This is a genomic window from Catenulispora yoronensis (assembly GCF_039531695.1).
GTDB classification, from domain to species: Bacteria; Actinomycetota; Actinomycetes; order Streptomycetales; family Catenulisporaceae; genus Catenulispora; species Catenulispora yoronensis.
In genome coordinates this window covers 69,230-91,600 of record NZ_BAAAQN010000019.1, presented here as the reverse complement: position 1 = coordinate 91,600, position 22,371 = coordinate 69,230, and the positions used below count along the sequence as shown (strand labels likewise).

General features: G+C 72.9%; 15 protein-coding genes. 7 read left to right on the top strand and 8 right to left on the bottom strand.

Going from position 1 to position 22,371, the window contains the following annotated elements; all coding sequences use genetic code 11:
- Nucleotides 1-78: 78 nt before the first annotated feature.
- A complete protein-coding gene (locus tag ABD481_RS17815; RefSeq protein WP_344666793.1) occupies nucleotides 79-942 on the bottom strand; it encodes an alpha/beta fold hydrolase in 864 nt (287 codons plus the stop codon).
- A 127-nt stretch (nucleotides 943-1,069) separates the two neighbouring features.
- Nucleotides 1,070-3,385, bottom strand: a complete 2,316-nt coding sequence (locus ABD481_RS17810) for a DEAD/DEAH box helicase (RefSeq protein WP_344666792.1) — start codon at nucleotides 3,383-3,385, stop codon at nucleotides 1,070-1,072.
- A gap of 346 nt (nucleotides 3,386-3,731) precedes the next feature.
- Between ABD481_RS17810 and ABD481_RS17805 the strand changes: the two genes are divergently transcribed.
- Nucleotides 3,732-4,421, top strand: coding sequence for a ferritin-like fold-containing protein (locus tag ABD481_RS17805; RefSeq protein ID WP_344666791.1), 690 nt, complete (start codon nucleotides 3,732-3,734; stop codon nucleotides 4,419-4,421).
- 117 nt (nucleotides 4,422-4,538) lie between these two features.
- Here the strand turns inward: ABD481_RS17805 and ABD481_RS17800 are convergent, their stop codons facing one another.
- From ABD481_RS17800 to ABD481_RS17790, 3 genes are all read right to left on the bottom strand, one after another.
- Nucleotides 4,539-4,802: a hypothetical protein gene (locus ABD481_RS17800; protein ID WP_344666790.1), complete on the bottom strand. Its 264-nt coding sequence runs from the start codon at nucleotides 4,800-4,802 to the stop codon at nucleotides 4,539-4,541.
- Between the two features lie 37 nt (nucleotides 4,803-4,839).
- Nucleotides 4,840-5,064 (bottom strand): DUF3107 domain-containing protein, encoded by a 225-nt coding sequence (locus tag ABD481_RS17795; protein ID WP_344666789.1) that lies wholly within the window; start codon nucleotides 5,062-5,064, stop codon nucleotides 4,840-4,842.
- A 69-nt stretch (nucleotides 5,065-5,133) separates the two neighbouring features.
- The gene (locus ABD481_RS17790) at nucleotides 5,134-5,784 is read right to left on the bottom strand and encodes a TetR/AcrR family transcriptional regulator (RefSeq protein WP_344666788.1); all 651 of its coding nucleotides are present in this window, start codon (nucleotides 5,782-5,784) and stop codon (nucleotides 5,134-5,136) included.
- A 158-nt stretch (nucleotides 5,785-5,942) separates the two neighbouring features.
- On the opposite strand from ABD481_RS17790, the gene moeZ reads away from it, so the two are divergent.
- A complete protein-coding gene (gene moeZ, locus ABD481_RS17785; protein ID WP_344666787.1) occupies nucleotides 5,943-7,124 on the top strand; it encodes an adenylyltransferase/sulfurtransferase MoeZ in 1,182 nt (393 codons plus the stop codon).
- Nucleotides 7,125-7,216: 92 nt separating this feature from the next.
- Here the strand turns inward: moeZ and ABD481_RS17780 are convergent, their stop codons facing one another.
- Entirely contained in the window at nucleotides 7,217-9,925 is a 2,709-nt protein-coding gene (locus ABD481_RS17780) for a lysylphosphatidylglycerol synthase domain-containing protein (protein ID WP_344666786.1), read from the bottom strand.
- 150 nt (nucleotides 9,926-10,075) lie between these two features.
- Here ABD481_RS17780 and ABD481_RS17775 point away from each other — a divergent pair, with 150 nt between their 5' ends.
- On the top strand, nucleotides 10,076-10,438 hold the full coding sequence (locus ABD481_RS17775; protein ID WP_344666785.1) for an MGMT family protein: 363 nt from the start codon (nucleotides 10,076-10,078) through the stop codon (nucleotides 10,436-10,438).
- A gap of 51 nt (nucleotides 10,439-10,489) precedes the next feature.
- Here ABD481_RS17775 and ABD481_RS17770 read toward each other — a convergent pair whose 3' ends face one another.
- Nucleotides 10,490-11,197: a response regulator gene (locus tag ABD481_RS17770; protein ID WP_344666784.1), complete on the bottom strand. Its 708-nt coding sequence runs from the start codon at nucleotides 11,195-11,197 to the stop codon at nucleotides 10,490-10,492.
- Nucleotides 11,194-12,168, bottom strand: a complete 975-nt coding sequence (locus tag ABD481_RS17765) for a sensor histidine kinase (protein ID WP_344666783.1) — start codon at nucleotides 12,166-12,168, stop codon at nucleotides 11,194-11,196. The genes ABD481_RS17770 and ABD481_RS17765 overlap by 4 nt, the downstream gene beginning before the upstream one ends.
- A gap of 84 nt (nucleotides 12,169-12,252) precedes the next feature.
- Between ABD481_RS17765 and ABD481_RS17760 the strand changes: the two genes are divergently transcribed.
- The 4 genes from ABD481_RS17760 to ABD481_RS17745 all read left to right on the top strand — a co-directional run bounded on the left by ABD481_RS17760 (nucleotide 12,253) and on the right by ABD481_RS17745 (nucleotide 22,270).
- A complete protein-coding gene (locus ABD481_RS17760) occupies nucleotides 12,253-12,948 on the top strand; it encodes an ABC transporter ATP-binding protein (protein ID WP_344666782.1) in 696 nt (231 codons plus the stop codon).
- 5 nt (nucleotides 12,949-12,953) lie between these two features.
- Nucleotides 12,954-15,425 (top strand): ABC transporter permease, encoded by a 2,472-nt coding sequence (locus ABD481_RS17755; protein ID WP_344666849.1) that lies wholly within the window; start codon nucleotides 12,954-12,956, stop codon nucleotides 15,423-15,425.
- Nucleotides 15,426-15,611: 186 nt separating this feature from the next.
- Complete coding sequence (locus ABD481_RS17750; protein WP_344666848.1) at nucleotides 15,612-18,929, top strand: ATP-dependent helicase; 3,318 nt, start codon at nucleotides 15,612-15,614, stop codon at nucleotides 18,927-18,929.
- On the top strand, nucleotides 18,926-22,270 hold the full coding sequence (locus tag ABD481_RS17745) for an ATP-dependent helicase (protein WP_344666781.1): 3,345 nt from the start codon (nucleotides 18,926-18,928) through the stop codon (nucleotides 22,268-22,270). The genes ABD481_RS17750 and ABD481_RS17745 overlap by 4 nt, the downstream gene beginning before the upstream one ends.
- Nucleotides 22,271-22,371 lie beyond the last annotated feature (101 nt).

Here is a 22,371-nt window from a genome sequence, read left to right as displayed (position 1 = left end):
CGAGTTGGTTTTCGCGGGCCGACGCTTGGTGGCTGAATGGGTCGGAAGCGTTGGCGCGCGCGGGTTATGCGTGCCCGGTTAGCTGTTCTGGTTCCAGAAGTCTGTGAGGATCTGGGCGGTCAGGGCGGGGTTCTCGGCAGCCGGTGAGTGTGCGGCGTTCTCGATGAGGACCAGCTCTGTGGCGAGTCGCGTCGCCATTTCCTTCTGGAGCGCGACCGGCCAGGCGTCGTCGCCGACTCCGGCCGCCAGCAGGAGCGGGAGTCCGGCGGCGGCGAGTTCGTCGGTGCGGTCCGGGGCTTCGAGGATCGAGGTGCCCATGCCGATCAGCATTCCGAGGTCGTTCGCTTCGAAGCGGCGCTGTAAGAACGCGCGCACAGCGGGGTCGGGATGCTGTGGTGCTCCCTCGGCGGCGGCCAGCTTTTGTATCTCCACCCAGATCTGCGCCGTACTCAGGAACCCGGCCGCGGCCACCAGCAGCTTCGCCTGCTCGGCCGACCGTCCTGGCACCGCTGCCGGTCCGGAGTCGAAGATCGCCAGACTTCGCACGCGCTCGGGCAGGGCCAGCGCGTACTCCCGGGCCACCAGGCCGCCGAAGGAATGGCCGAGCACGTGCACTGCGTCGGCGTCGAGCCCGTCGATGACTTCGGCGAGGTCTTCGGACAAGCGCGCGAGTGTGTACGCGGCGGGGTCGTCGGGCCCGGCGGACTCGTTCTGTCCCCGCTGGTCGACGGCGATCGCCTCGAACCCGGCCTCCGCCAACGGTGCCAGCACCGCGATGAAGTCCTCCTTCGACCCGGTGTATCCGGGCACGAGCACCGCGACACCCCGCTGCGCGACGCCCGCCGGCGGCACCGCACGCAGCGCGGCGAGCGGACCGCCGGTGGTCGGCAGCTGTACCGCACTGGTGTGGGGCGGCAGGTCGACGAAGGGCGGGGTGCTCATGAACACGAGGGTAGTGGCCCGGGCTGGGCGGTGCTTGAGCTGCCCACTCCACGTCGTCGGGGTGAGGAGCCCCAGCACGCCACCGGCCCGGAACCTGGGTCAGGTTCCGGGCCGGTGGCGTGCGCGATCAGGAGTTGTAGTTACCGGTGGCGGCGACGCCGGTGGAGGTCAGGCCCGCGGTGTCGGCGAGGGTGCGCCGGCTCCGCTTCGGCTTCTCCGCCAGGTCGACGGTCGGCACCTCGGCGGCTTCCGCGGACTTGCGGGTCCGCGCGCGCTTCGGCTTCTCCGCCGGTGCCTCGACCGCGGCGATCACGGTCTCCGGCACGGTCTCGGTGACGGTCTTGGACCGGCCCCGCGCCCGCTTCGGCTGCTCGGCGTCCGCCGCCGGGTCGACGGCCTCGGTGTTCGTGGTTGCCCGGCTGCGCGTGCGCTTGGGCTTGTCCTCGGCCTCCACCTCGGTCACCGCACCCGCCTGCACGGCGTCGTCGGCGATCGTGGTCTCGGCGGTCAGAGCGGTCAGGCCGGTCTCGGCCCTGGCGCCGCTCCGCGACCGGCCGCGGGTCCGCTTCAGCGGCTCCGCCTCGGCCCCGGACACCGCGGTGTCCGCCGCTTCGACTGCGTCTTCAGCGACCGCGCCTTCGGCGCTCACGAACGCCGCCTCGGCCCTCGCGGCGCCGCCGCGCGTCCGACTCCGCGTCCGCTTCGGCCGCTCCGCGCCCTCACCGGCCCCGGCGCCGCCGGCGCCCGCCTCGCTGCGCGAGCCGCCCAACACCTCCGCGCCGAGTGCCTCGTCGCCCAGCGCCTCCGCGCCCAGCGCCTCGTCACCGAGCCGCTGCCCGCCGCGCGTCCGCACCCGATCGCGCTTCGCACGAGCCGGCCGCTCCGCGCGCTCGGACCGCTCGGACCGCTCCGGACGCTCCGGCCGCTGCGACGCACGGGCCCGCGTGCCCGCGCCGCGGCCGGTCTCGCCGAGGTCCTCGACCTCTTCGGCGGCCAGCCCGGCCCGGGTCTGCTGCGACTTCAGCAGCCGGCCCTTGGAGTCCGCCGGGATCCCGAGCTCCTCGAAGAACCACTCGGAGGTCGAGTAGGTCTCGCGGGGCTCGTGGTAGTCCAGACCGAGCGTCTTGTTGATCAGGTTCCAGCGCGGCACCTCGTCCCAGTCGACGAAGGTCACCGCGGTGCCGGAGGCGCCGGCCCGCGCGGTGCGGCCGATCCGGTGCAGATAGGTCTTGTCGTCCTCGGGGCACTGGAAGTTCACCACGTGGGTGACACCCTCCACGTCGATGCCCCGGGCCGCCACGTCGGTGGCCACCAGGACGTCGACCTTGCCGTTGCGGAAGGCGCGCAGCGCCTGCTCGCGGGCGCCCTGGCCGAGGTCGCCGTGCACCGCCGCGGCGGCGTAGCCGCGGTCGTCGAGCTCCTCGGCGACCTTGGCCGCGGTGCGCTTGGTGCGGCAGAACACCATGGTCAGGCCCCGGCCCTCGGCCTGGAGCATGCGGGCCAGCATCTCGGTCTTGTCCAGCGCGTGCGCGCGGTAGACGCGCTGCGTGATGTTGGCAACCGTGGTGCCGGAGTCGTGCGGGTCGGAGGCCCGGATGTGCGTCGGCTTGGTCATGTACTGCCGCGCCAGCGCGATGACCTGGCCCGGCATCGTGGCCGAGAACAGCAGCGTCTGGCGGTCGTTCGGGACGTGCTTCACGATCCGCTCGACGTCGGGCAGGAAGCCCAGGTCCAGCATCTCGTCGGCCTCGTCCAGGACCAGCATGCGCACGCCGGACAGGTCCAGGTGCCCCTGCTTGGCCAGGTCGAGCAGCCGGCCGGGGGTGCCGACGACCACATCGACGCCGGCCGACAGGGCGGCGATCTGCGGCTCGTAGGCGCGGCCGCCGTAGACGGACTGCACACGGGCGGCCATCACCTTGCCGGCCGCCGAGAGGTCCTCGGTGACCTGCACGGCCAGTTCGCGGGTCGGCTCGACCACCAGGCCGAGCGGGCGGCCCGGGGCGCCGGTGGGGGCCGCGGCGGCGGCCAGCTTGCGGCCGCCCCGGCCGCGGGTGCGGCGACCGCGGCCGGAGGGGCCGGCGGCGGGCGCGGCGGCGGCCTCGGCGGCCTCGGCGGCCTCGTCGGCGTCGGTGGCGTCAGTGGCGTCGGTGGTGCCGGCGGTGTCCACGGAGGCGGTGACGGTGCCGGACGGGGCGGCGGCCGCGGCGGTCGCCGTGCCGTCGGAGATCGCGGACTCCTCGGCGCGCGCGGTGGCGGCCGCGAGTTCGCGGACCATCCGCTGCAGCACCGGGATGCCGAAGGCCAGGGTCTTGCCGGTGCCGGTCTTGGCCTGGCCGATGACGTCGGCGCCGGTGAGCGCGACCGGGATGGTGGCGGCCTGGATCGGGAACGGGGTCACGATCCCGCCGGCCGCCAGGGCCTCGGCGATCCGCTCGTCCACGCCCAGGTCGCGGAAGGTCTGGCGGACGGGTTCGGGGGTCTGCGTGCCGGTCGTGCCGGGACGCTCGTCGGTGTCGGTGGTGACAGCGCTGATGATGTATGCCTCTTCTGTCGAGCGGCACTGCGCGAGGGGGGCAGCACGGTGCTATTGGTGCTGTTTGCGTACGTACTCGCGTCGACCCCAGCGATGAGACTTCTGGAGGAGCGAGCGAACCTCGCGGCTTTTGGGGGACTCGGAATGAGTCCGGAGTTGCCGCAGTTGGTCGGAGCCGATCGGGCCACCGACCGGGCATCCTGCTAGTCACAGTCAGTGTACCTGACGGAAAACACCTGAATAAACTGCCCTCATGACTTCTTCGGCGACCACCGAGTCCTACCGGACTGCCGTCACGGATCTGCTGGGGTTGGTGGCCTACGGGGAGCTCACCGCGTTCGAGCGGCTGGCCTCCGACTCCGGGCTGGCCCCCACCCTGGCCGGGAAGGCGCAGGTCGCGGGGATGGCGGCGGCGGAATTCGACCACTTCCGGAAGGTCCGCACCCGGCTGGAGGAGGTCGGCGCGGAGTCGACCGCGGCGATGGCGCCGTTCGTCGGGGCCGTCGACGACTTCCACGAGCACACGCGGCCCGCCGACTGGCTGGAATCGCTGGTCAAGGCCTATATCGGGGACACGCTGACGGCCGACTTCTACCGGGAGGCGGCGCGGTTCCTGGACGCCGACTCGCGCGCGGTCGTGGAGTCGGTGCTGGAGGACATGGGGCACGGCGCGTTCGTCGTGGAGCACGTGCGGGCCGCGATCGCCGCCGATCCGAAGGTCGCCGGGCGGCTGGCGCTGTGGGGCCGGCGGATCATGGGCGAGGCGCTGACCCAGGCCCAGCAGATCGCGACCCGGCGGCCGGCGCTGGCGGCGCTGCTGGCCGGGCTGCTGGTGGCGCCGGACGCGCCGGCGAACGACGACCTGGCGCGGGTGGGGGAGATGCTGACGCGCCTGGCCGAGGGGCACGGCGCGCGCATGGCGTCGCTCGGTTTGAGCGCTTGAGGTTCCGATCGGTTCCCGGCTCCGGTGCGCCGGGCCTCCCGGCAAGTGTGCGGGCGCTCGGGGCGGACGGTGTGCCGCTCGGGGCGCATGGTGCGCGGGATGCGCGGCCCGGCCCGTTCAGGACTCGCCGCGGGTCCGCTGCCAGCCGGTGATTGCCATAACCAGCAGCGCGGCCATGGCGACGCCGAGCAGGGTGGCGACGAACATGTGGCCGTCGCCGAGGATCGCGTGGATGACCGAGCCGCCGCCGACCGCGCCGACCACGCCCACCACCGCGGTCATCCAGGTCGCCATCGGGGTGCCGTCCTTGACGACGGCGCGGCCCAGGGCGCCGATGCCCAGCCCCAGGGCCGCCAGCCACAGCAGTGAGAAAAAGGACATGCGTCCCTTTTACCCCACCGTCAACTCCCGAACCGGGTCAGATCGCCCCGAACCCGACACGGCGGCCGGTGGGCTCGCCGAGCTCGATGTAGGCGATCTTCTCGGCCGGCACCAGGACCTTGCGGTCCTTGTCGTCGACCAGGATCAGCAGGCCGCCGTCCTTCAGCGCGGCGGCGATGGCCGCCTCGACGTCGGCGGCGGTCAGGTTGGACTCCAGGTTCAGCTCACGCGCGGAGTGCTGGATACCGATCTTGATTTCCACGAAGGCTTCTTCCTTAGGTGCTCGAAGCGGTGTGTGCCAGATGACTGGTGCCACTAGCCTGCCAGCTATCTAGACAGAATCCTTGCGCGGGAAGTTCCCGATGCCGCGCCACGCCAGCTGCGACACGATGCGCGCCGCGGCGTCGCGCGGGATGCGGCCGCCCTCGGTGGACAGCCAGTACCGGGCGGTGACGTGCGCCACCCCGGTCAGGCCGACGGCCAGCAGCATCGCCTCGTCGTCGGACAGCCCGGTGTCGGTGGCGATGACGTCGCGGATCGCCTCGGCGCACTCCTGGGTGACGCGGTGGGTGCGCTCGCGCACCGCCGCCTCGTTGTTCAGGTCGGACTCGAAGACCAGGCGGAAGGCGCCGCTCTCGTGCTCGACGTAGTCGAAGTAGGCGCCGATGGTGGCGGCCACCCGCAGCTTGTTGTCCGTGGTGGAGGCCAGTGCCGTGCGCACCTGGGTGACCAGCTGGTCGCAGTGCTTGTCCAGCAGGGCCAGGTAGAGCTCCAGTTTGCCCGGGAAGTGCTGGTACAGCACCGGCTTGCTGACCCCGGCGCGCTCGGCGATGTCGTCCATGGCGGCGGCGTGGTAGCCCTGGGCGACGAACACCTCCTCGGCGGCACCGAGGAGCTGGTTGCGGCGGGCACTCCGAGGCAGCCTTGCGGACCGCTGCCGGGACGTGGCGGCCTCTGCGTAGGCGGCGTCGGTCGTGGTCATGGTCAGCAGTCTACGCGCGGGTAGCTTGATCCGAACTGGTCGGTCGCGGGTCTCGGAGAATGGACCCCGCGTCCGGGAATCGAAGCGGCCGTGCGACGGTTGTCGTTGAATGCCGCGGATTACCCCCAGGCGCTTCGAAGACATCTCCGGGAGACGTTGTGAGCAACCTACCCCCGCTGGTCGAGCCGGCCGCGGACCTGAGCGTGGAAGAGGTGCGCCGCTACTCGCGCCACCTGATCATCCCCGACGTCGGCATGGCCGGCCAGAAGCGCCTGAAGAACGCCAAGGTGCTGTGCGTGGGCGCCGGCGGCCTGGGCTCGCCGGCCCTGCTGTACCTGGCCGCGGCCGGCGTGGGCACGCTGGGCATCGTCGAGTTCGACGTGGTCGACGAGTCGAACCTGCAGCGCCAGATCATCCACGGGCAGAGCGACATCGGCCGGTCCAAGGCCGAGTCGGCGCGCGACTCGGTCAAGGAGATCAACCCGCTGGTGCAGGTGAACCTGCACGAGGAGCGGCTGGACTCGACCAACGTGATGGAGCTGTTCGCGCAGTACGACCTGATCGTCGACGGCACGGACAACTTCGCCACCCGGTACCTGGTCAACGACGCCTGTGTGCTGCTGAACAAGCCGTACGTCTGGGGCTCGATCTACCGCTTCGACGGCCAGGCGTCGGTCTTCTGGTCCGAGTACGGACCGTGCTACCGCTGCCTGTACCCCGAGCCCCCGCCGCCGGGCATGGTCCCGAGCTGCGCCGAGGGCGGCGTGCTGGGCGTGCTGTGCGCCTCCATCGGCTCGATCCAGGTCACCGAGGCCATCAAGCTGCTGGCCGGCATCGGCGAGCCGCTGGTCGGCCGGCTGATGATCTACGACGCCCTGGAGATGACCTACCGCACGGTGAAGGTCCGCAAGGACCCCGACTGCGCGGTCTGCGGCGAGCACCCGACCGTCACCGAGCTGATCGACTACGAGGCCTTCTGCGGCGCCATCTCCGAGGAGGCGGCGGACGCGGCGAAGGACTCCACGATCACCGTCACCCAGCTGAAGGAGTGGCTGGACACCGACGAGAAGATCCAGCTGATCGACGTCCGCGAGCCGAACGAGTACGAGATCGTCAACATCCCGGGCGCGACGCTGATCCCCAAGGGCGAGTTCCTGATGGGCGGCGCCCTGGAGAAGCTGGACCCGACCAAGCGCATCGTCCTGCACTGCAAGAGCGGCGTCCGCTCGGCCGAGGCCCTGGCCGTCGTGCACGCGGCGGGGTACAAGGACGCGGTGCACGTCGGCGGCGGCGTGCTGGCGTGGGTGAACCAGATCGAGCCGGAGAAGCCCAGCTACTGAGCTTCGCCGCAGCGCGTTCATCGATGTGAGCGGAATCGGCCGCCGCCCCGGACCGGGGCGGCGGCCGATCGGCTTTTCACGACTCCGGTTCTCTACAGCTCCCCGCGCCGCGTCATGTAGTTGTACGCCAGCCAGCCCGGCAGCACCGGCAGCCAGAACGTCATCAGGCGGAACAGCAGCACTGCCGTCGTCGCCAGGCCGGTGTCGAGGCGGCCGAAGGTGGTCAGGGACAGCGTCAGGGCCGCCTCCACGCCGCCGACGCCGCCCGGGGTCGGGACGACGGAGCCGGCGGCCTGGGCGGTCAGGAAGATGACGGCCACCGTGGCGAAGTTGATCTTGGCGGCGTGGTCGTCGGTGGCGGCGGCCTGGATGGAGGCCCACAGGGCGAAGATGTAGAGCAGGGAGAGCAGTACCGTGCCGCCGAGGCCGGCGGCCAGCTTCAGGGGGTTCTGGGCGACCTCGATCAGGCGGGGGAGGGCGCCGGCCACCAGGGGGCGCAGGCGGTTGACCGCGAAGTGGCGGAGCTGGGGGATGGTGCCGATGAGCAGCACCAGCAGGGCCAGGGCCAGGATGATGGCGATCAGGGTGGCGCTGGAGGCGTGGGAGCCGCCGCCGCTGTTGTCGCCGGAGCTGCCGGCGATCACGCCGAAGACCAGGATCAGCAGCAGGTGCTGGACTAGGCCCACGACCTGCTGGGCGCCGACGGCGGTCACCGCCGCGCGGGTCGGCAGGCCGGTGCGTTGCAGGTAGCGGGTGTTCACCGCGACGCCGCCCACCGCGGCCGGGGCGACCAGGGTCACGAAGGAGGCCGCGACCTGGGACAGGATCGTGCGGCCCCAGCGCAGCTGCTCGGGGACGAAGCCGTCGAGGGCCATCGCCGCCGCCGCGTAGGTGCCGACCGAGGCCAGGGCCGCGGCGCCGGTCCACCACCAGTTCACCGCGGTCAGGCTGGACCAGGAGCGGTTGGTCGCGATCAGGGCGTAGGCGGCGAAGGACAGGCCGACCACCGAGAACAAGGTCCGGGGGCTGAACCTCTCCAGCTTCACCGGCTCCGGCTCCACCGAGGGGTGCAGGGCCTGCACCGCCTCCTGGATGTTGCGCAGCAGGCCCTTGGACTTCTTCAGCGCGGTGCGGGTGTTGCGGGTCAGGATCACCGGCTGCAGCATCGGCAGCGCGGCCGCGACGTCGTCCTCGCCGAGCCGGTCCACCGCCGCGGCCACCGAGCGTTCGTAGCCGAAGTGCAGGCTCATCACGGTGAGCATCTCGGCGGTGTCCAGGCGGCGGGACAGGGTGCCGGCCGCCACCTCGCCGAGGCGCAGGTCGGTCAGCCACGGCCGGCCGCCGCCGTCGACCAGGAAGGCGTTCGCCGACAGCCGGCGGTGCGCCAGCTGGTGCTCGTGCAGTTCGGCCAGCATCTCCCACATGTCGTCGAGCAGGCCGTCGGTCAGCTCGGCCGGGTCCAGCTGGTCCAGGGTGCGGGCCGGGATCAGCTCGTAGGCCAGCATCCCGGTGTCCGGGCCCAGGTCGCGCACGGCCAGCAGGCGCGGGGTGCGGATCTCGGCGGCGGTCACCGAGTACGACATCAGCGCCTCCTGCTCCAGCATCCGGCGCAGCGAGAGCAGGTTGCGGCGCTGGGCCGGGCCGCGCAGGCGCAGCCGGCGGTAGAGGCGGTAGACCAGGCCGGCCGCCTGCTGGTCGCGGTCCAGCACGATCACGTCGAGGTCGCCGTGCTCGCGGGTGGCCACCCGGTAGCGCCGCACCTCCTCGACGTCCGGCACCCGGCGGCAGGACAGCGGGCCCAGCCCGGCCGAGGTCAGGGCGGCGCAGACGGCCTCGCCGGTGGGCCGGTCGTTGATCACGCCGCGGGCCCAGCGCCAGCCGGAGGCGACCAGGCGGCCCAGCAGCACCGTCTCGGCCAGGCTGATCAGCGTGGCGTCGCCCTGGATCAGGGTGACGACGCCGTAGGCGACCAGCGCGATCCAGGTCGCGGTCTGGAAGTTGTGCCGGTTCCCGAAGCCGATGATCGTCAGATAGGCGACGACCGTCGTGAGGTAGATGTGGAACGCCGCGGTGTTGCCCGCGGCGTTGGTCGGGAGGGTCAGCGCCTCCCTGATCGCGCTGGGGGCGTGCGGCGAGGACACCAGCGCGTTCAGGCCGACCGCGGCCAGGTAGGCCATCGCGGCGGCCAGCACCGAGTCCACCACGCGCCGCGTGTCGCGCCGGAAAAGCCGGTCGATCGCCAGCACGATGGGAACCACCGCCAGCAGAACCGACGTCACCCCCAGTACCAGCCCCAGGGGCAGCTTCTGGTCGGCGGACAGTTTGGAGATGTCCGACTCGGCGCCTCGGGTGGTGCCGCCGGCGACCATCCCGATACCGAGGAACAGCAGCATGAACACGAAGCTGGCCACGGCCCGCAGCAGGTCGGCCGGTCGGCGTATGCGCCGCGGCTCGGGCGGCTCGTCGATGACCGGGGTGCGGCCGGGCGGCGGGACCGAGGCCCCGGGGGAGCTGGGGGAGCCGGGGTTGCCCGGCGGTCCGGGCGTCCCGGGCGGGCCTGGCGGCCCCGGGGGTCCCGGCAGCTCGGAGAGCCGGGACCGGCCCGGCCTGGACCGTCGCGGGCGGGTCGGCTCCGGACCGGCCGCTTCCAGGTTCGCCGTCTCCCGGCCCGACGCCTCGGGGCCGGCTCCGGACCCGGCCGCCGGTTCGGAAGACCCGGGCGCGGGCAGGCCGACGGCCGGCGTGACGGCCCCGACCGGGCCCGGTCGGGCCGGTGAGGCGGTGCCGGGCTCCCCTGCCACTGTCCACCTGTCTTCTGGTCTTGTGTTCATGTGTTGCGCCCTGCCGGACACAAGGACGATAGTCCCTGGCGCCCGGTGCATGCGGCGACTGTGGTTGATCGTCCCACGACGGGGTCGCCGCGAGCGCGCGGGATTACATCGACGGGAGTGATGGAAGTGGTCAAACCACCCGAACTGCCTCCGTACGTGGAGCGGGTGTTCGACGTCGTCGACCGGATTCCGCCGGGGCGGGTGATGGCCTACGGCGACATCGCCGAGTACCTCGGGGCCGGCGGCCCCCGTCAGGTCGGCACCGCCATGGCCCGCTACGGCGGCGAGGTCGCCTGGTGGCGGGTGGTGCGCAGCGACGGCGCCTTCCTGCCCCGCCACGAGCGGGAGGCGCTGGCGAACTACCGCGAGGAGGGAACCCCGCTGCGGCCGGCCGGCGACCGCGTCGACATGGCCCGGGCCCGCTGGTGGCCGCCGGAGGGGGAGAACCCGGAGGGCCCTCCAGCCGGCTTCGAGGCCGGGTGAGGCCGCGGACCACCGGCGTGACGCACATGACAGAAAGCCCGGGGGCGGTACTCAGTCCCCGTCCCCGGGCGCCACGAGCCCGGTCTCGTAGGCGACCACCACGGCCTGGGCCCGGTCCCGCAGCGACAGCTTGGTGAAGATGTGCGCGACGTGGGTCTTCACCGTCGCCTCGGACAGCACCAGCTCCCCGGCCAGTTCGGCATTGGACCGGCCGCGTCCCATCAGGGTCAGGATCTCCCGCTCCCGGGGGGTCAGCGCCGCCAGGTCGCGGTGGACCGCCGGGGTCCGCGGTCCGGCCCCGGTTCCCGTTCCAGCTCCGGCTCCGGTACCGGCCTCGGCCGGCGCGGCGAACTTCTCGACCAGCCGCCGGGTGATCGACGGCGCCAGCAGCGCGTCGCCGGTGTCGACCAGGCGGACGCTCGCCACCAGGTGCTCCGGCGTCACGTCCTTCAGCAGGAAGCCCGACGCCCCGGCGGCCAGCGCGTCGTAGACGTACTCGTCGAGGTCGAACGTGGTCAGCATCAGGATCCGGCAGTCCGGGCCGGCGGCCAGGATCCGGCGGGCCGCCTCCAGCCCGTCCAGGTTCGGCATGCGGATGTCCATCAGCACCACGTCGGGCCGCAGCCGGGCGGCCGCCTCGACGGCTTCCAGGCCGTCGGCCGCCTCACCGACCACCTCGAGGCCGTTCGCGGTCAGGATCATGCGGAAGCCGGTGCGGACCAGGGCCTGGTCGTCGGCTATCAGGACACGGGGATTCATCGGGCACCAGTGACGCGCAGCGTCTCCTCGGCGGGCGGCGGTGTGCGACGGGCGGGCGCGTCCAGCGGAATCTTCGCGCGGACCCGGAACCCGCCTCCGAGCCGGCGGCGGGCGTCCAGGTCGCCGCCGTAGACCGCGGCCCGCTCCCGCAGCCCCAGGAGGCCGCGGCCGGTGCCGAGTCCGGACCCGCCGGAGTCCCTCGATCCGCCGGAGTGCCTCGACCCGCCGGACTCCGCGGCCCCGAGCGCCTGCAACGTGCCGGTGCCCGCGGTCAGCACCTCGATCCGCAAGTAGCGCTCGTCGTAGCGCACGGTCAGCTCGGCGCTCGCGCCGCCGTGCTTCAACGCGTTGGTCAGCGCCTCCTGCACGATCCGGTACGCCGTCGCGTCGATCCCGCCGGGCAGCGGCCGCGGCTCGCCGGAGATGCGCACCTCCACCGGCAGGCCGGCGAAGGCGATCTTGTCGACCAGCGCCGACAGCCGCGCCATCGTCGGCTGCGGCGTCAGGCCGGAACCCTCCTCGTCGCGGCCGTCGGGGGCCGGGGCCAGCACTCCCAGCAGGTGGCGCAGCTCGGTCATCGTCGCGCGCCCCGCGCCTTCGACGGCGAGCAGCGCGGTCTCGGCCTCGTCCGCCCCCGCCGGACCGCCGATGCTCCCGGCGCCGCCGGCCTCGCCGGCGTCCCCCGGGCCGCCCGAGGCCGCCGCTCCCGCGGCCAGGACCTGGCGCGCGGCTCCCGCCTGGATCAGCATCATGCTGACATTGTGGCTGACGATGTCGTGCAGCTCGCGCGCGATCCGCGCGCGCTCGGCGTCCACGGCGGTCTGCGCCACGGCCTCCCGCTCCTTCTCCAGCAGCCAGCCGCGCTCCTCCAGGGAGCGGGCATGGCGCCGCCGCTCGCGCCGCAGCTCCACCGTCGCCCATGCCGCCGTGCCGCAGGCCGCGGCCAGCGCCCCCACCAACAGCCAAAGCATGACTACATCCCCAGGATGAGAGGCCTCGACGATTACCACCACGGACCGATGAGCGGCCGTGGATCCTCACCTTACGTTGATCACATGACCTCCACCGAGCCCGTCGTCCGCCTCGACGCCGTCCGCAAAGACTTCGGCGACACCGCCGCCCTCGACGGCGTCACCCTGCACATCGCGCCCGGCGAGGCCGTCGCCGTGATGGGCCCGTCCGGCTGCGGCAAGTCGACGCTGCTGAACCTGGTCGCCGGGCTGGACCGGCCGAGCTCGGGGCGGGTCGAGGTGCACGGCGAGGACCTGGGCCGGCTCTCCGAGACCGGGCTGGCGCTGTTCCGCCGCCGCCGGATCGGGATGATCTTCCAGTTCTTCAACCTCATCGACGACCTGCCGGCGGTGGACAACGTCGCGCTGGCCGCGCAGCTCACCGGCACCCCGGCCGGCCAGGCCCGGCGGCGCGCGCTGGAGCTGCTGGGCGAACTCGGCGTCGCCGACCGCGCCGACGCCTACCCCCAGCGGCTGTCCGGCGGCGAGCGCCAGCGGGTCGCGGTGGCCCGGGCCCTGATGAACCGGCCGGCGCTGCTGCTGGCCGACGAACCGACCGGGGCGCTGGACAGCCGCTCCGGCGAGCAGGTGATGGACCTGCTGATCGACCTCAACCAGCTCGGGCAGACCCTGCTGATGGTGACCCACGACCCGCGCCTGGCCACCCGCTGCGCCAGCCGCCTGGTCGAGGTCGCCGACGGCCGGATCGTGGCCGAGCGCGCGCTGGAAAGGGCCGCGTGAACGCCATGAAGCCGTTCCGGATGTCCGGGTCCCTCCGGTTCGCCAAGGGACCGGTGTGGCGCGCGTCCCGCGCCATCGTGAAGCGCCGCAAGGTGCAGACCGTGGTCATCGGCCTGGTGGTCTGCGTGTCCGCGCTGAGCGCGGTGCTCGGCGTCGGCCTGCTCCAGGCCTCGACCGGGCCGTTCGAGCAGGCCTTCGGGCGGGAGCACGGAGCGCACGCCGTGGCCTCGTTCGACGTCGCGAAGGCTTCCGAGGCCCGGCTGGCGGCCTCCGGGCACGCCGCCGGGGTCACCGCTTCCGCCGGGCCGTTCCAGGCCGCGTCGGCCTCGCTGGTGCTGGGGCCGGGCGACGACCGCGGGCTGGCCATGACCGTGGTCGGCCGTCCGGACCCGAAGGCCGGCGACGTGGACCGGGTGAACCTCTGGCACGGCCGGTGGGCCCAGGCGCCGGGCGAGATCGTGATCGACCTGCCGCCCGGCGAGCAGCTGCCGCCGCTGGAATCGGGGCAGAGCCCGGACCAGAGCTCGAACCAGAGCTCGAACCAGGGCGCGAACCAGAGCGCGAACCAGAGCGCGAACCAAAGCTCGAACCAGAGCTCCGGCCAAGGCCCGGCCCCGGTCCCCGACCGAGGTGCGAACAGCGTCCGGACCGTCACCGGCCCCGGACTGCCGACCTTCACCATCGTCGGCTACGCCTACTCGGTCTCCCACTCCGCCGACGCGTGGGTCGCGCCGAGCCAGATCGCGGCGCTGCACCCCGACCACTGGCAGATGCTCTACCGCTTCCAGCAGGCCGACACCGACGACCAGGTGAAGGCCGACCTGGCGCGGGCCACCGCGGACCTGCCGGCCGGCGCCCTCACCGGGTTCCAGTCCTGGCGCACCACCCGCGCCTCGATGCTGGCCAAGCTGGAAGCGCTGCTGCCGATGCTGGTGGCGTTCGGCGCGCTGGCGCTGTCGGTGGCCGTGCTGATCGTGCTGAACGTGGTCAGCGGCGCCGTGGTGGCCGGCTACCGGGACATCGGGGTCTACAAGACCATCGGCTTCACCCCGCGCCAGGTGGTGAACGTGTTCGTGGCGACCATGGCGGTCCCGGCCGTGGCCGGCACCGTGATCGGGATTCCGCTGGGCAACCTGGTCGGGCAACCGTTGCTGGCCAAGGCCTTCGCCTCCCTCGGCGGACAGCAGAGCATCACCCTGTCGGCGAATCTCGCCTGCCTGCTCGGGGTGCCGCTGCTGGTCGGCGTGGCGGCCTGGATCCCGGCCCGGCGCGCGGCGGGGCTGTCGGCCAACGCGGCGATCTCCGCGGGTTCGGCGCCCAGGCGCGGCCGTGGCCTGCGGATCCAGCGGAAGCTGGCCGGTACGCGGCTGCCGCGCCCGGTGAGCATGGGCCTGGGCCTGCCGTTCGCCCGTCCGGCCCGCAGCTTCCTGACCCTCGCGGCGGTGCTGCTCGGCGTGACCACCGTGGTCTTCGCCAACGGCCTGGCCCGCGCCATGACCGGCGTGACCGCGGCCTCCGACCGCATCGGCGCGGTGACGTTCGACGTCGGGCACGACCCGCAGACCGGAACCGCCGCGGACTCGGCGGCGTTCGGGCAGGCCATGCGCGCCACGCCGGGCGTGGCCGCGGTGGCCGGCCGCAGCATGGACCTGGTCCAGGCGGCCGGGATGACCACCGCGGTCAACACCCTTTATTACGACGGCGATTCCGGCCGGATGGGCTGGGCCATGGTGAAGGGGCACTGGCTGAACGGGCCGAACCAGATCGTGGCCCCGGCCCGCTTCCTGAACCGGCACCACCTGGCGGTCGGCCAGACGCTGACCCTCCAGCTGAACGGTCGCAGCGCGACGGCCGCCATCGTCGGCGAGGTGGTCACCGGCGGCGACTCCAGCATGTACGCGGACTGGAGCACGCTCCAGCAGCTGTCGCCGGGCCGCCGGCCCGACGCGTTCGAGGTGCACGCCGCCGACGGCGCCGACCGCCAGGCGCTGGCCGCGAAGCTGCACGCCCTCGATCCGGCCTGGTCGGTGACGGTGCGCGACTACGGCGACCCGAACGCCGAGCTGCGGATCTTCTCCACCATCATCACCGTGGTGCTCAGCCTGGTCGCGGCGCTGGGAGTGTTCAACACCGTGCTCCTCAACACCCGGGAGCGGCGCCGGGACCTGGGCATGCTGAAGTCGGTCGGCATGACCCCGCGCCAGGTGGTGGCGATGATCGTGACCTCGATGGGGCTGTTGGGCCTGGTCGGCGGCGTCATCGGCATGCCGCTGGGCTACCTGCTCTACCGGGTGGTGGTGCCGATGATGGAGCGGGCGCAGGGCATGGATCTACCGGCCGGCCTGGCCGATGTGTACTCGGCGCCGCTGCTGGCCTGGCTGTTCCTCGCCGGCGTGGGGATCGCGGTGCTCGGCGCGTTCGTGCCGGCGAGGTCCGCGGCGCGGCTGTCGATCTCGGAGGTGCTGCGGAGCGAGTAGCCTTCCTCCCTTGACAACAGAGGCCGGATCGCCGGTCGGATGAACGGCGGAGGACCCGTGGGTGACATCCCACGGGTTCCTTTGCCTGAATGCGGCCGTGACAGTCGGTGGTCTGTGTTGTCATAGAGGACCGTGGTGTATCAGCCGGGTATACCCGTTGGCGAAGGATTCGAAACCTTGTTCGACGTGCAGACTCCGCCACTGGTCAGCGGTCCTCCGCTGGACCCGGCGCAGCGCCGCGTCGTCGAACACGCGTCCGGTCCGCTGCTCGTGCTCGCCGGTCCCGGGACCGGCAAGACCCACACGCTGGTCGAGGCCGTCGTCGCGCTTGTGTCCGATAGCGGCTCCGCCGCGGGCCGACCCGGGCAGCGCCGAATTCTGCGGCCGGACCAGGTCCTGGTCCTCACCTTCAGCCGGAAGGCCGCCACGGAGCTGCGCGACCGCATCGGCCGCCGCCTCCCGAACAGCGGCGTCGCGCCGCTGGCGACCACCTTCCACTCCTTCTGTTACGCCCTGGTCCGCCGGTTCCAGGACCCGGAGTTGTTCACCGAGCCGATCCGGCTGCTGTCCGGCCCCGAACAGGACGTGTTCGTCCGCGACCTGGTGGCCGGCAGCATCGACGTCGGGATAGGCGGCGGCCAGCTCGGCGAGCGCATCCACTGGCCGCAGGACCTGCGCGCCGCGCTGGGTACGCGCGGCTTCGCCGAGGAGCTGCGGACCGTGCTCGCCCGGGCCCGGGAACTCGGCCTGGACCCGACCGAGCTGGCCCGGGCCGCCCGGCGCGCCGAGCGCGGCGACTGGTACGCCGCCTCGGCCTTCTTCGAGGAGTACCTCGACGTGCTCGACGTCCAGGGCGTCCTGGACTACGGCGAGCTGGTGCACCGGGCCGTGCTGCTCGCCGGGCAGGACGACGTGCGGCGCGAACTGCGGCACGACTTCCGCGCGGTGTTCGTGGACGAGTACCAGGACACCGACCCCTCCCAGGTCCGGCTGTTGCAGGCGCTCGCCGGCGACGGCGCCGACCTGGTCGTGTTCGGCGACCCGGACCAGTCGATCTACCAGTTCCGCGGCGCCGACGTCCGCGGCATCCTGGACTTCCCCGAGTCCTTCCGCCGCCTGGACGGCTCGCCGGCCGACACCGCCGTGCTGCGCACCTCGCGCCGCTGCGGGCCCGCGCTGCTGCGAGCCTCCCGCGAGCTGACCCGGCGGATGCCGATCCCGCTGCTGCCGGTCGACAAGGTGCGCGAGCACCGCGACCTCGAAGCCCGCGGCCCCGAGGCGGACGGCGAGCCGGTCGAGGGCTCGATCCACGTCTTCACCTTCCCGACCCCGAACACCGAGCTCGACAACATCGTCGACATGGTGCGGCGCGCGCACCTGGAAGACGGCATCCCCTGGGACGAGATCGCCGTGCTGGTCCGCTCCGCCACCCGCTCGATCCCGGCCCTGCGGCGCGCGCTGATCACGAACGGCGTCCCGGTCGACACCTCCGGCGACGAGCTGCCGCTGGCCGCCGAGCCCGCGGTCGCGGTGCTGCTCCAGGCGCTGCGGGTGGCGGACAGCGAGCACGCGCTGACCCCGGAGGTCGCGCGCTCCCTACTGTCCGGCCCGCTCGGCGGCATGGACGCGTTCGAACTCCGCAAGCTGGCCCGCGCGCTGCGCGCCGAGGAGCGGGTGGCGAACCAGAACGCCGTCGCCGCCGAGCCGCGCGAGGTGACCGACGCCACCGTCACCGGCGTCCGCCCCAGCGAGGTGCTGCTGCGCGAGGCGCTGGCCGAGCCCGCGCGCCTGATCGCCATGGACGAGGACGTCGCCCGGCCCGCGCACCGGCTCGGCATGCTGCTGCTGCGGACCCGCCAGATCCTGCGCGGCGGCGGTTCGGTGGAGCAGGCGCTGTGGCACCTGTGGCGCGGCGGCGAGGATCCGACGACCCGTAACCGGTGGCCCGAGCGGCTGGAGCGCGCCGCGCAGCGCGGCGGCAGCACCGGCCGCGCCGCCGACCGGGACCTGGACGCCGTGTGCGTGCTGTTCGACTACGCCGCGCGCGCCGAGGACCGCGCCACCGGCCGCGGCGTCCGCAACTTCATCGCCGACCTGGAGGCCCAGGAACTCGCCGGCGACACCATGGCCGCGCAGTCCTCGCGCGGCGGCGCGGTCCGGCTGATGAGCGCCCACAAGTCCAAGGGCCTGCAATGGCGCTTCGTGATCGTGGCCGGGGTGCAGGACGGCCTGTGGCCGGACCTGCGGATGCGCGGCTCGCTGCTCCAGGCCGACCTGATCGGCCGCCACGGCCTGCGCTCCCCGGAGGACATCCCGACGGCGTCGACGCTCCTGGCCGAGGAACGCCGGCTGTTCTACGTGGCCGCCACCCGGGCCCGCGAGCGGCTGGTGGTCTGCGCCGTCGACAGCGCGCTGATCGGCGACGACGCGGCGGCCGAGGCGCCGTCGCGGTTCGTGTACGAGCTCGGCGTCGACGTGCAGCCGCTGCCCGGGCTGCGCAAGCGGGCCCTGGCGATCCCGGCCCTGGTCGCCGACCTGCGCCGGGCCCTGACCGACCCCAAGAGCTCCGACCAGCTGCGGCAGGCCGCCGCCGAGCGGCTGGCGCGGCTGGCCGACGCGCAGGCCGGGGACGGCCGGCCGCTGGTGCCGTCGGCGCACCCGGACAAGTGGTGGGGCCTGCTCGCCGACACCGACTCCGAGCAGCCGGTGCGCGACCCCGACAAGCCGCTGCTGCTGTCCGCCAGCCAGGTCGCGGCCATAGACGAGTGCTCCCTGCGGTGGTTCCTGGACCACGAGGCGGCCGCGCACGAGCAGAAGACCGTCGCGCTCGGCTTCGGCAACGTGGTGCACGTGCTGGCCGACGAGGTGGCCAAGGGCGACACCCCGGCGCGGCTGGACGTGCTGATGGAGCGGCTGGACCGGGTCTGGGACCGGCTGTCGTTCGAGGCCGAGTGGCAGTCGCCGCAGCAGAAGGCCGAGGCGCGCGCGGCGCTGGAGCGGTTCCTGGCCTGGCACGTCACCGACCGCGGCCGGCTGCTGCACTCCTCGGAGCAGGACTTCGACGTGCGCATCGACGTGGAGGAGTTCCAGCTGCGGATAAGGGGCTCCTTCGACCGGGTGGAGACCGACGAGGCCGGGCTGGTCTACGTCGTGGACTTCAAGACCGGCAAGAACGTCCCGACCAAGAACGAGGCGCAGGAGCACCCGCAGCTGGCGGTCTACCAGCTGGCGGTGCGGGAGGGCGCTATCAAGGGCGTCTCGAACGAGTCCGGCGGTGCCGAGCTGGTGTTCCTGCGCGAGGGCGACGCCGCGGGCCTGCCGAAGACCGCCGACCAGTCCCCGGCGCCGGAGGGCCCCGGCGACACCCCGATCGAGAAGAAGCTGGCCACGATGGCGGCGCGGGTGCTGGACGAGAACTTCGCCGCCTACGGCGAGAAGCAGTGCGGCACCTGCGTGTTCCGCAAGTGCTGCCCGAAACAGCCCGAGGGAAAGCAACTCCTTTGATCCGGGACACCGAAGATCTCAAAGCACTGCTCGGGGTTCCGTACACGGAAGAACAGCTCGAAGCCATCACCGCGCCGCTGGAGCCGGCCGTCATCGTGGCCGGCGCCGGGTCGGGGAAGACCACCGTCATGGCCGCACGCGTGGTGTGGCTGGTCGGGACCGGGCAGGTCGGGCCGCACCAGGTGCTGGGGCTGACGTTCACCAACAAGGCGGCCGCCGAGCTGGCCGAGCGGATCCGCAAGGCGCTGCGCAAGCTGGAGGACGAGGAGCTCGACGACCCGGCGAACGAGGCCGAGGAGTCGGTGGGGGAGCCGACGGTCTCCACCTACCACGCCTACGCCGACCGGCTGATCAAGGAGCACGGCCTGCGGCTGGGCCTGGAGCCCTCGGCCCGGCTGCTCGCCGACGCCACGCGCTACCAGCTCGCGGTCACCGCGGTGCGAGGTCCCAAAGAGCTGCGCTACTTCAAGGGCAAGGTGGCCGACCTCGCCGACAAGGTGCTGGCCCTGGACGGCGAGCTCAGTGAGCACCTGGTGTCCCCGGCCGAGCTGCGCGAGCACGAGGAGGCGTTCATCGGGCAGGCCGAGTCGTTCCGGGACCCCCGCAACGGCAAGGCCAAGCGCGGCTACACCGACTTCCTGAAGGCCGCCGAGATCGCCAAGCAGCGGATCGAGCTGTCGGAGCTGGTCGAGCGCTACCGGGACCTGAAGCTGCGGCGCGACCTGATCGACTTCGGCGACCAGATGGTGCTGGGCGCGCGGCTCGCCGAGGAGCGGCCCGAGGTCGGAACGATCGAGCGCGAGAAGTACAAGGTGGTGCTGCTCGACGAGTATCAGGACACGTCGGTGGCGCAGCGGCGGATGCTGGTCGGGCTGTTCGGCGGCGGGCACCCGGTGACGGCGGTCGGCGACCCGTGCCAGTCCATCTACGGCTGGCGCGGCGCGTCGGTGGCGAACCTGGACGACTTCCCGGAGCACTTCGCGCGCGCCGACGGCGCCCGTTCGCGCGGCTACGCGCTGACCGAGAACCGGCGCAGCGGCGGACGGCTGCTGGAGTTCGCGAACGTGGTGTCGGAGCCGCTGCGGCAGAAGCACACCGGGGTGCGGCAGCTGCGGCCCTCGGCGGAGAAGGCCGACAAGGGCTGGACCCGGATCGGGCTGCTGGAGACCGCCGAGGACGAGGTGAAGTGGGTCGCGCGGATGGTCGCCGACGCCCACTACCGGGGCGGGATCGCGCTGCGGGAGATCGCGGTGCTGGTCCGCAAGGGCAACCAGATCCCGCCGCTGTACGAGGAGATGCACGCGCAGGGCCTGCCGGTGGAGGTGGTCGGGCTGTCCGGGCTCGTGCACCTGCCGGAGGTGGCGGACCTGATCGCGATGCTGGACGTGCTCGACGAGCCGATCGCCAACGCCTCGCTGGTGCGGCTGCTGACCGGGCCGCGCTGGCGGATCGGGCCGCGGGACCTGGCGCTGCTCGGGATGCGGGCCCGCGAGCTGGTGCGGGACCCGGCCGAGTACGCCGACCGGACCGGCCGGGACCGGCTGGCCGAGGCGGTCGCCGGCTCGGACCCGACCGAGGTGGTGTCGCTGTCCGACGCGATCGCCGACCCGGGCCCGGACCTGCCGTTCTCGCCGGAGGCGCGGGTCCGGTTCGCGCGCTTCGCCTCCGAGATCAGGATCCTGCGGCGCCGGCTGTCCGAGCCGGTGCTCGACGTGCTGCACCGGGTGATCTCGGCGACCGGCCTGGACGTGGAGGTGGCGGCCTCGCCGAAGCTGGTGGCGCAGCGCTCGGCCGAGACGCTGGCGGCGTTCCTGGGCCGGGCCGCGGACTTCCAGGACCTGGAGGGCGACCAGTCGGTGACGGCCTTCCGGGCGTACCTGCGGGCGGCCGAGCGGCACGAGCGCGGGATCGACGCCTCGCTGCCGTCGCAGGGCGACTCGGTGAAGCTGCTGACCATGCACAAGTCGAAGGGCCTGGAGTGGGACGCGGTCTTCGTGCCGCACCTGGCCGGGGGCGGGCAGAAGCCGCGCGAGTCGTGGGTCGGCTCGGGCGCGGTGCTGCCGTACCCGTTGCGCGGCGACGCCGAGCACCTGCCGCGGTTGGACGACTCCGGCAACACGGCGGCCTTCAAGTCCTTCAAGGAGCAGGCCAAGGAGTACGAGTCCTGGGAGGATCTGCGGCTGGAGTACGTGACGGTGACCCGGCCGCGCTACGACCTGGTGGCCTCCGGGCACTGGTGGGGCCCCACGCAGAAGCGGCGGCGCGGCCCGGACACCTGGCTGGCCGGGCTGCACGAGCACTGCCAGGACGGCCACGGCGAGGTGGTGGCCTGGGCCGCCGAGCCGGAGCCGGAGGCGGTGAACCCGAGCCTGGGCGCGATCGAGGCGCGGTGGCCGGTGCTGCCGGACGCCGAGGCGGCCGAGCGGCGGCGGGTCGGGGCCGAGATGGTGGTCGGCGCGCTGTGGCGGCGGCAGGCGGCGTCAGTGCCGCGTCAGGGTGGGGACGCGGATACGGATACGGACGCGGGCGCGGGCGCGGACGTGGTGTCGGGGGCGGTGGTGGTGGACGCCGGGGCCGGCCTCCCCGCCCAGCGGGCCGCCGATCAGCAGGCCGCCGATCAGCAAGCTGTCGATCAGCTGGCCGCCGATCAGCTGGCCGCCGAGGCTGCCGCCTCCGCCGAGGACCGCGCGGCCATGGCGTCCTGGGACCGCGACCTCGAAGCCCTGCTGGAGGAGCTTCGGCGGGGCACCTCGGTCCAGCGGCAGGCGCCGCTGCCGCCGTCGATGTCCGCCTCGCAGCTGCTGCGCTACCGCACCGATCCGGCGGCGTTCCGGCGCGAGCTGGCGCGGCCGATGCCGCAGCGGCCGGCGCCGTCGGCCCGGCTGGGCACCAAGTTCCACGCGTGGATCGAGTCGCTGTTCGGCCAGCAGGCGCTGTTCGAGTACGAGGACCTGCCCGGCGCGGCCGACGAGGACATCGACGACGAGGTGGATCTCAAGGAGCTGCAGGACGCGTTCCTGCGGACCCCGTGGGCCGCCTCTGTTCCGGCTGCGGTTGAACAGCCGTTCCAAGTCGTTCTCGCGGGCCGGGTGGTGCGCGGGCGCATCGATGCCGTATATAAGACTGCTGACGGTTGGGAAGTCGTCGACTGGAAGACCTCGCGCGGGCACGACGCCGATCCGGTGCAGCTGGCCGTCTATCGGCTGGCCTGGGCCGAGATGCGCGGGGTGGCGCCGGAGGCGGTCTCGGCCGCGTTCGTGTACGTGCGCGACGGCCAGACCGTGCGCCCGACGGACCTGCCGGGCCGGGCGGAGCTCGAGGAGCTTTTCTCCGAGGGCTGAGAAAGCAGCCGGTCACACGTTGTTCAATCAGGGGTCGCACCCCCCGCGTTGAAAGCGCTTTCCGTAAACCCGTACCTTGATTCCATGCCTTCGCAGTCCAG

What these genes read in the sequence shown, in the direction of transcription:
- ABD481_RS17775 (WP_344666785.1), top strand. Translation starts at nt 10,076, where the DNA reads ATGGAAGTGGTCAAACCACCCGAACTGCCTCCGTACGTGGAGCGGGTG.
- ABD481_RS17755 (WP_344666849.1), top strand. Translation starts at nt 12,954, where the DNA reads ATGAAGCCGTTCCGGATGTCCGGGTCCCTCCGGTTCGCCAAGGGACCG.
- ABD481_RS17770 (WP_344666784.1), bottom strand. Translation starts at nt 11,197, where the DNA reads ATGAATCCCCGTGTCCTGATAGCCGACGACCAGGCCCTGGTCCGCACC.
- ABD481_RS17760 (WP_344666782.1), top strand. Translation starts at nt 12,253, where the DNA reads ATGACCTCCACCGAGCCCGTCGTCCGCCTCGACGCCGTCCGCAAAGAC.
- ABD481_RS17765 (WP_344666783.1), bottom strand. Translation starts at nt 12,168, where the DNA reads ATGCTTTGGCTGTTGGTGGGGGCGCTGGCCGCGGCCTGCGGCACGGCG.
- ABD481_RS17790 (WP_344666788.1), bottom strand. Translation starts at nt 5,784, where the DNA reads ATGACCACGACCGACGCCGCCTACGCAGAGGCCGCCACGTCCCGGCAG.
- ABD481_RS17815 (WP_344666793.1), bottom strand. Translation starts at nt 942, where the DNA reads ATGAGCACCCCGCCCTTCGTCGACCTGCCGCCCCACACCAGTGCGGTA.
- ABD481_RS17805 (WP_344666791.1), top strand. Translation starts at nt 3,732, where the DNA reads ATGACTTCTTCGGCGACCACCGAGTCCTACCGGACTGCCGTCACGGAT.
- ABD481_RS17800 (WP_344666790.1), bottom strand. Translation starts at nt 4,802, where the DNA reads ATGTCCTTTTTCTCACTGCTGTGGCTGGCGGCCCTGGGGCTGGGCATC.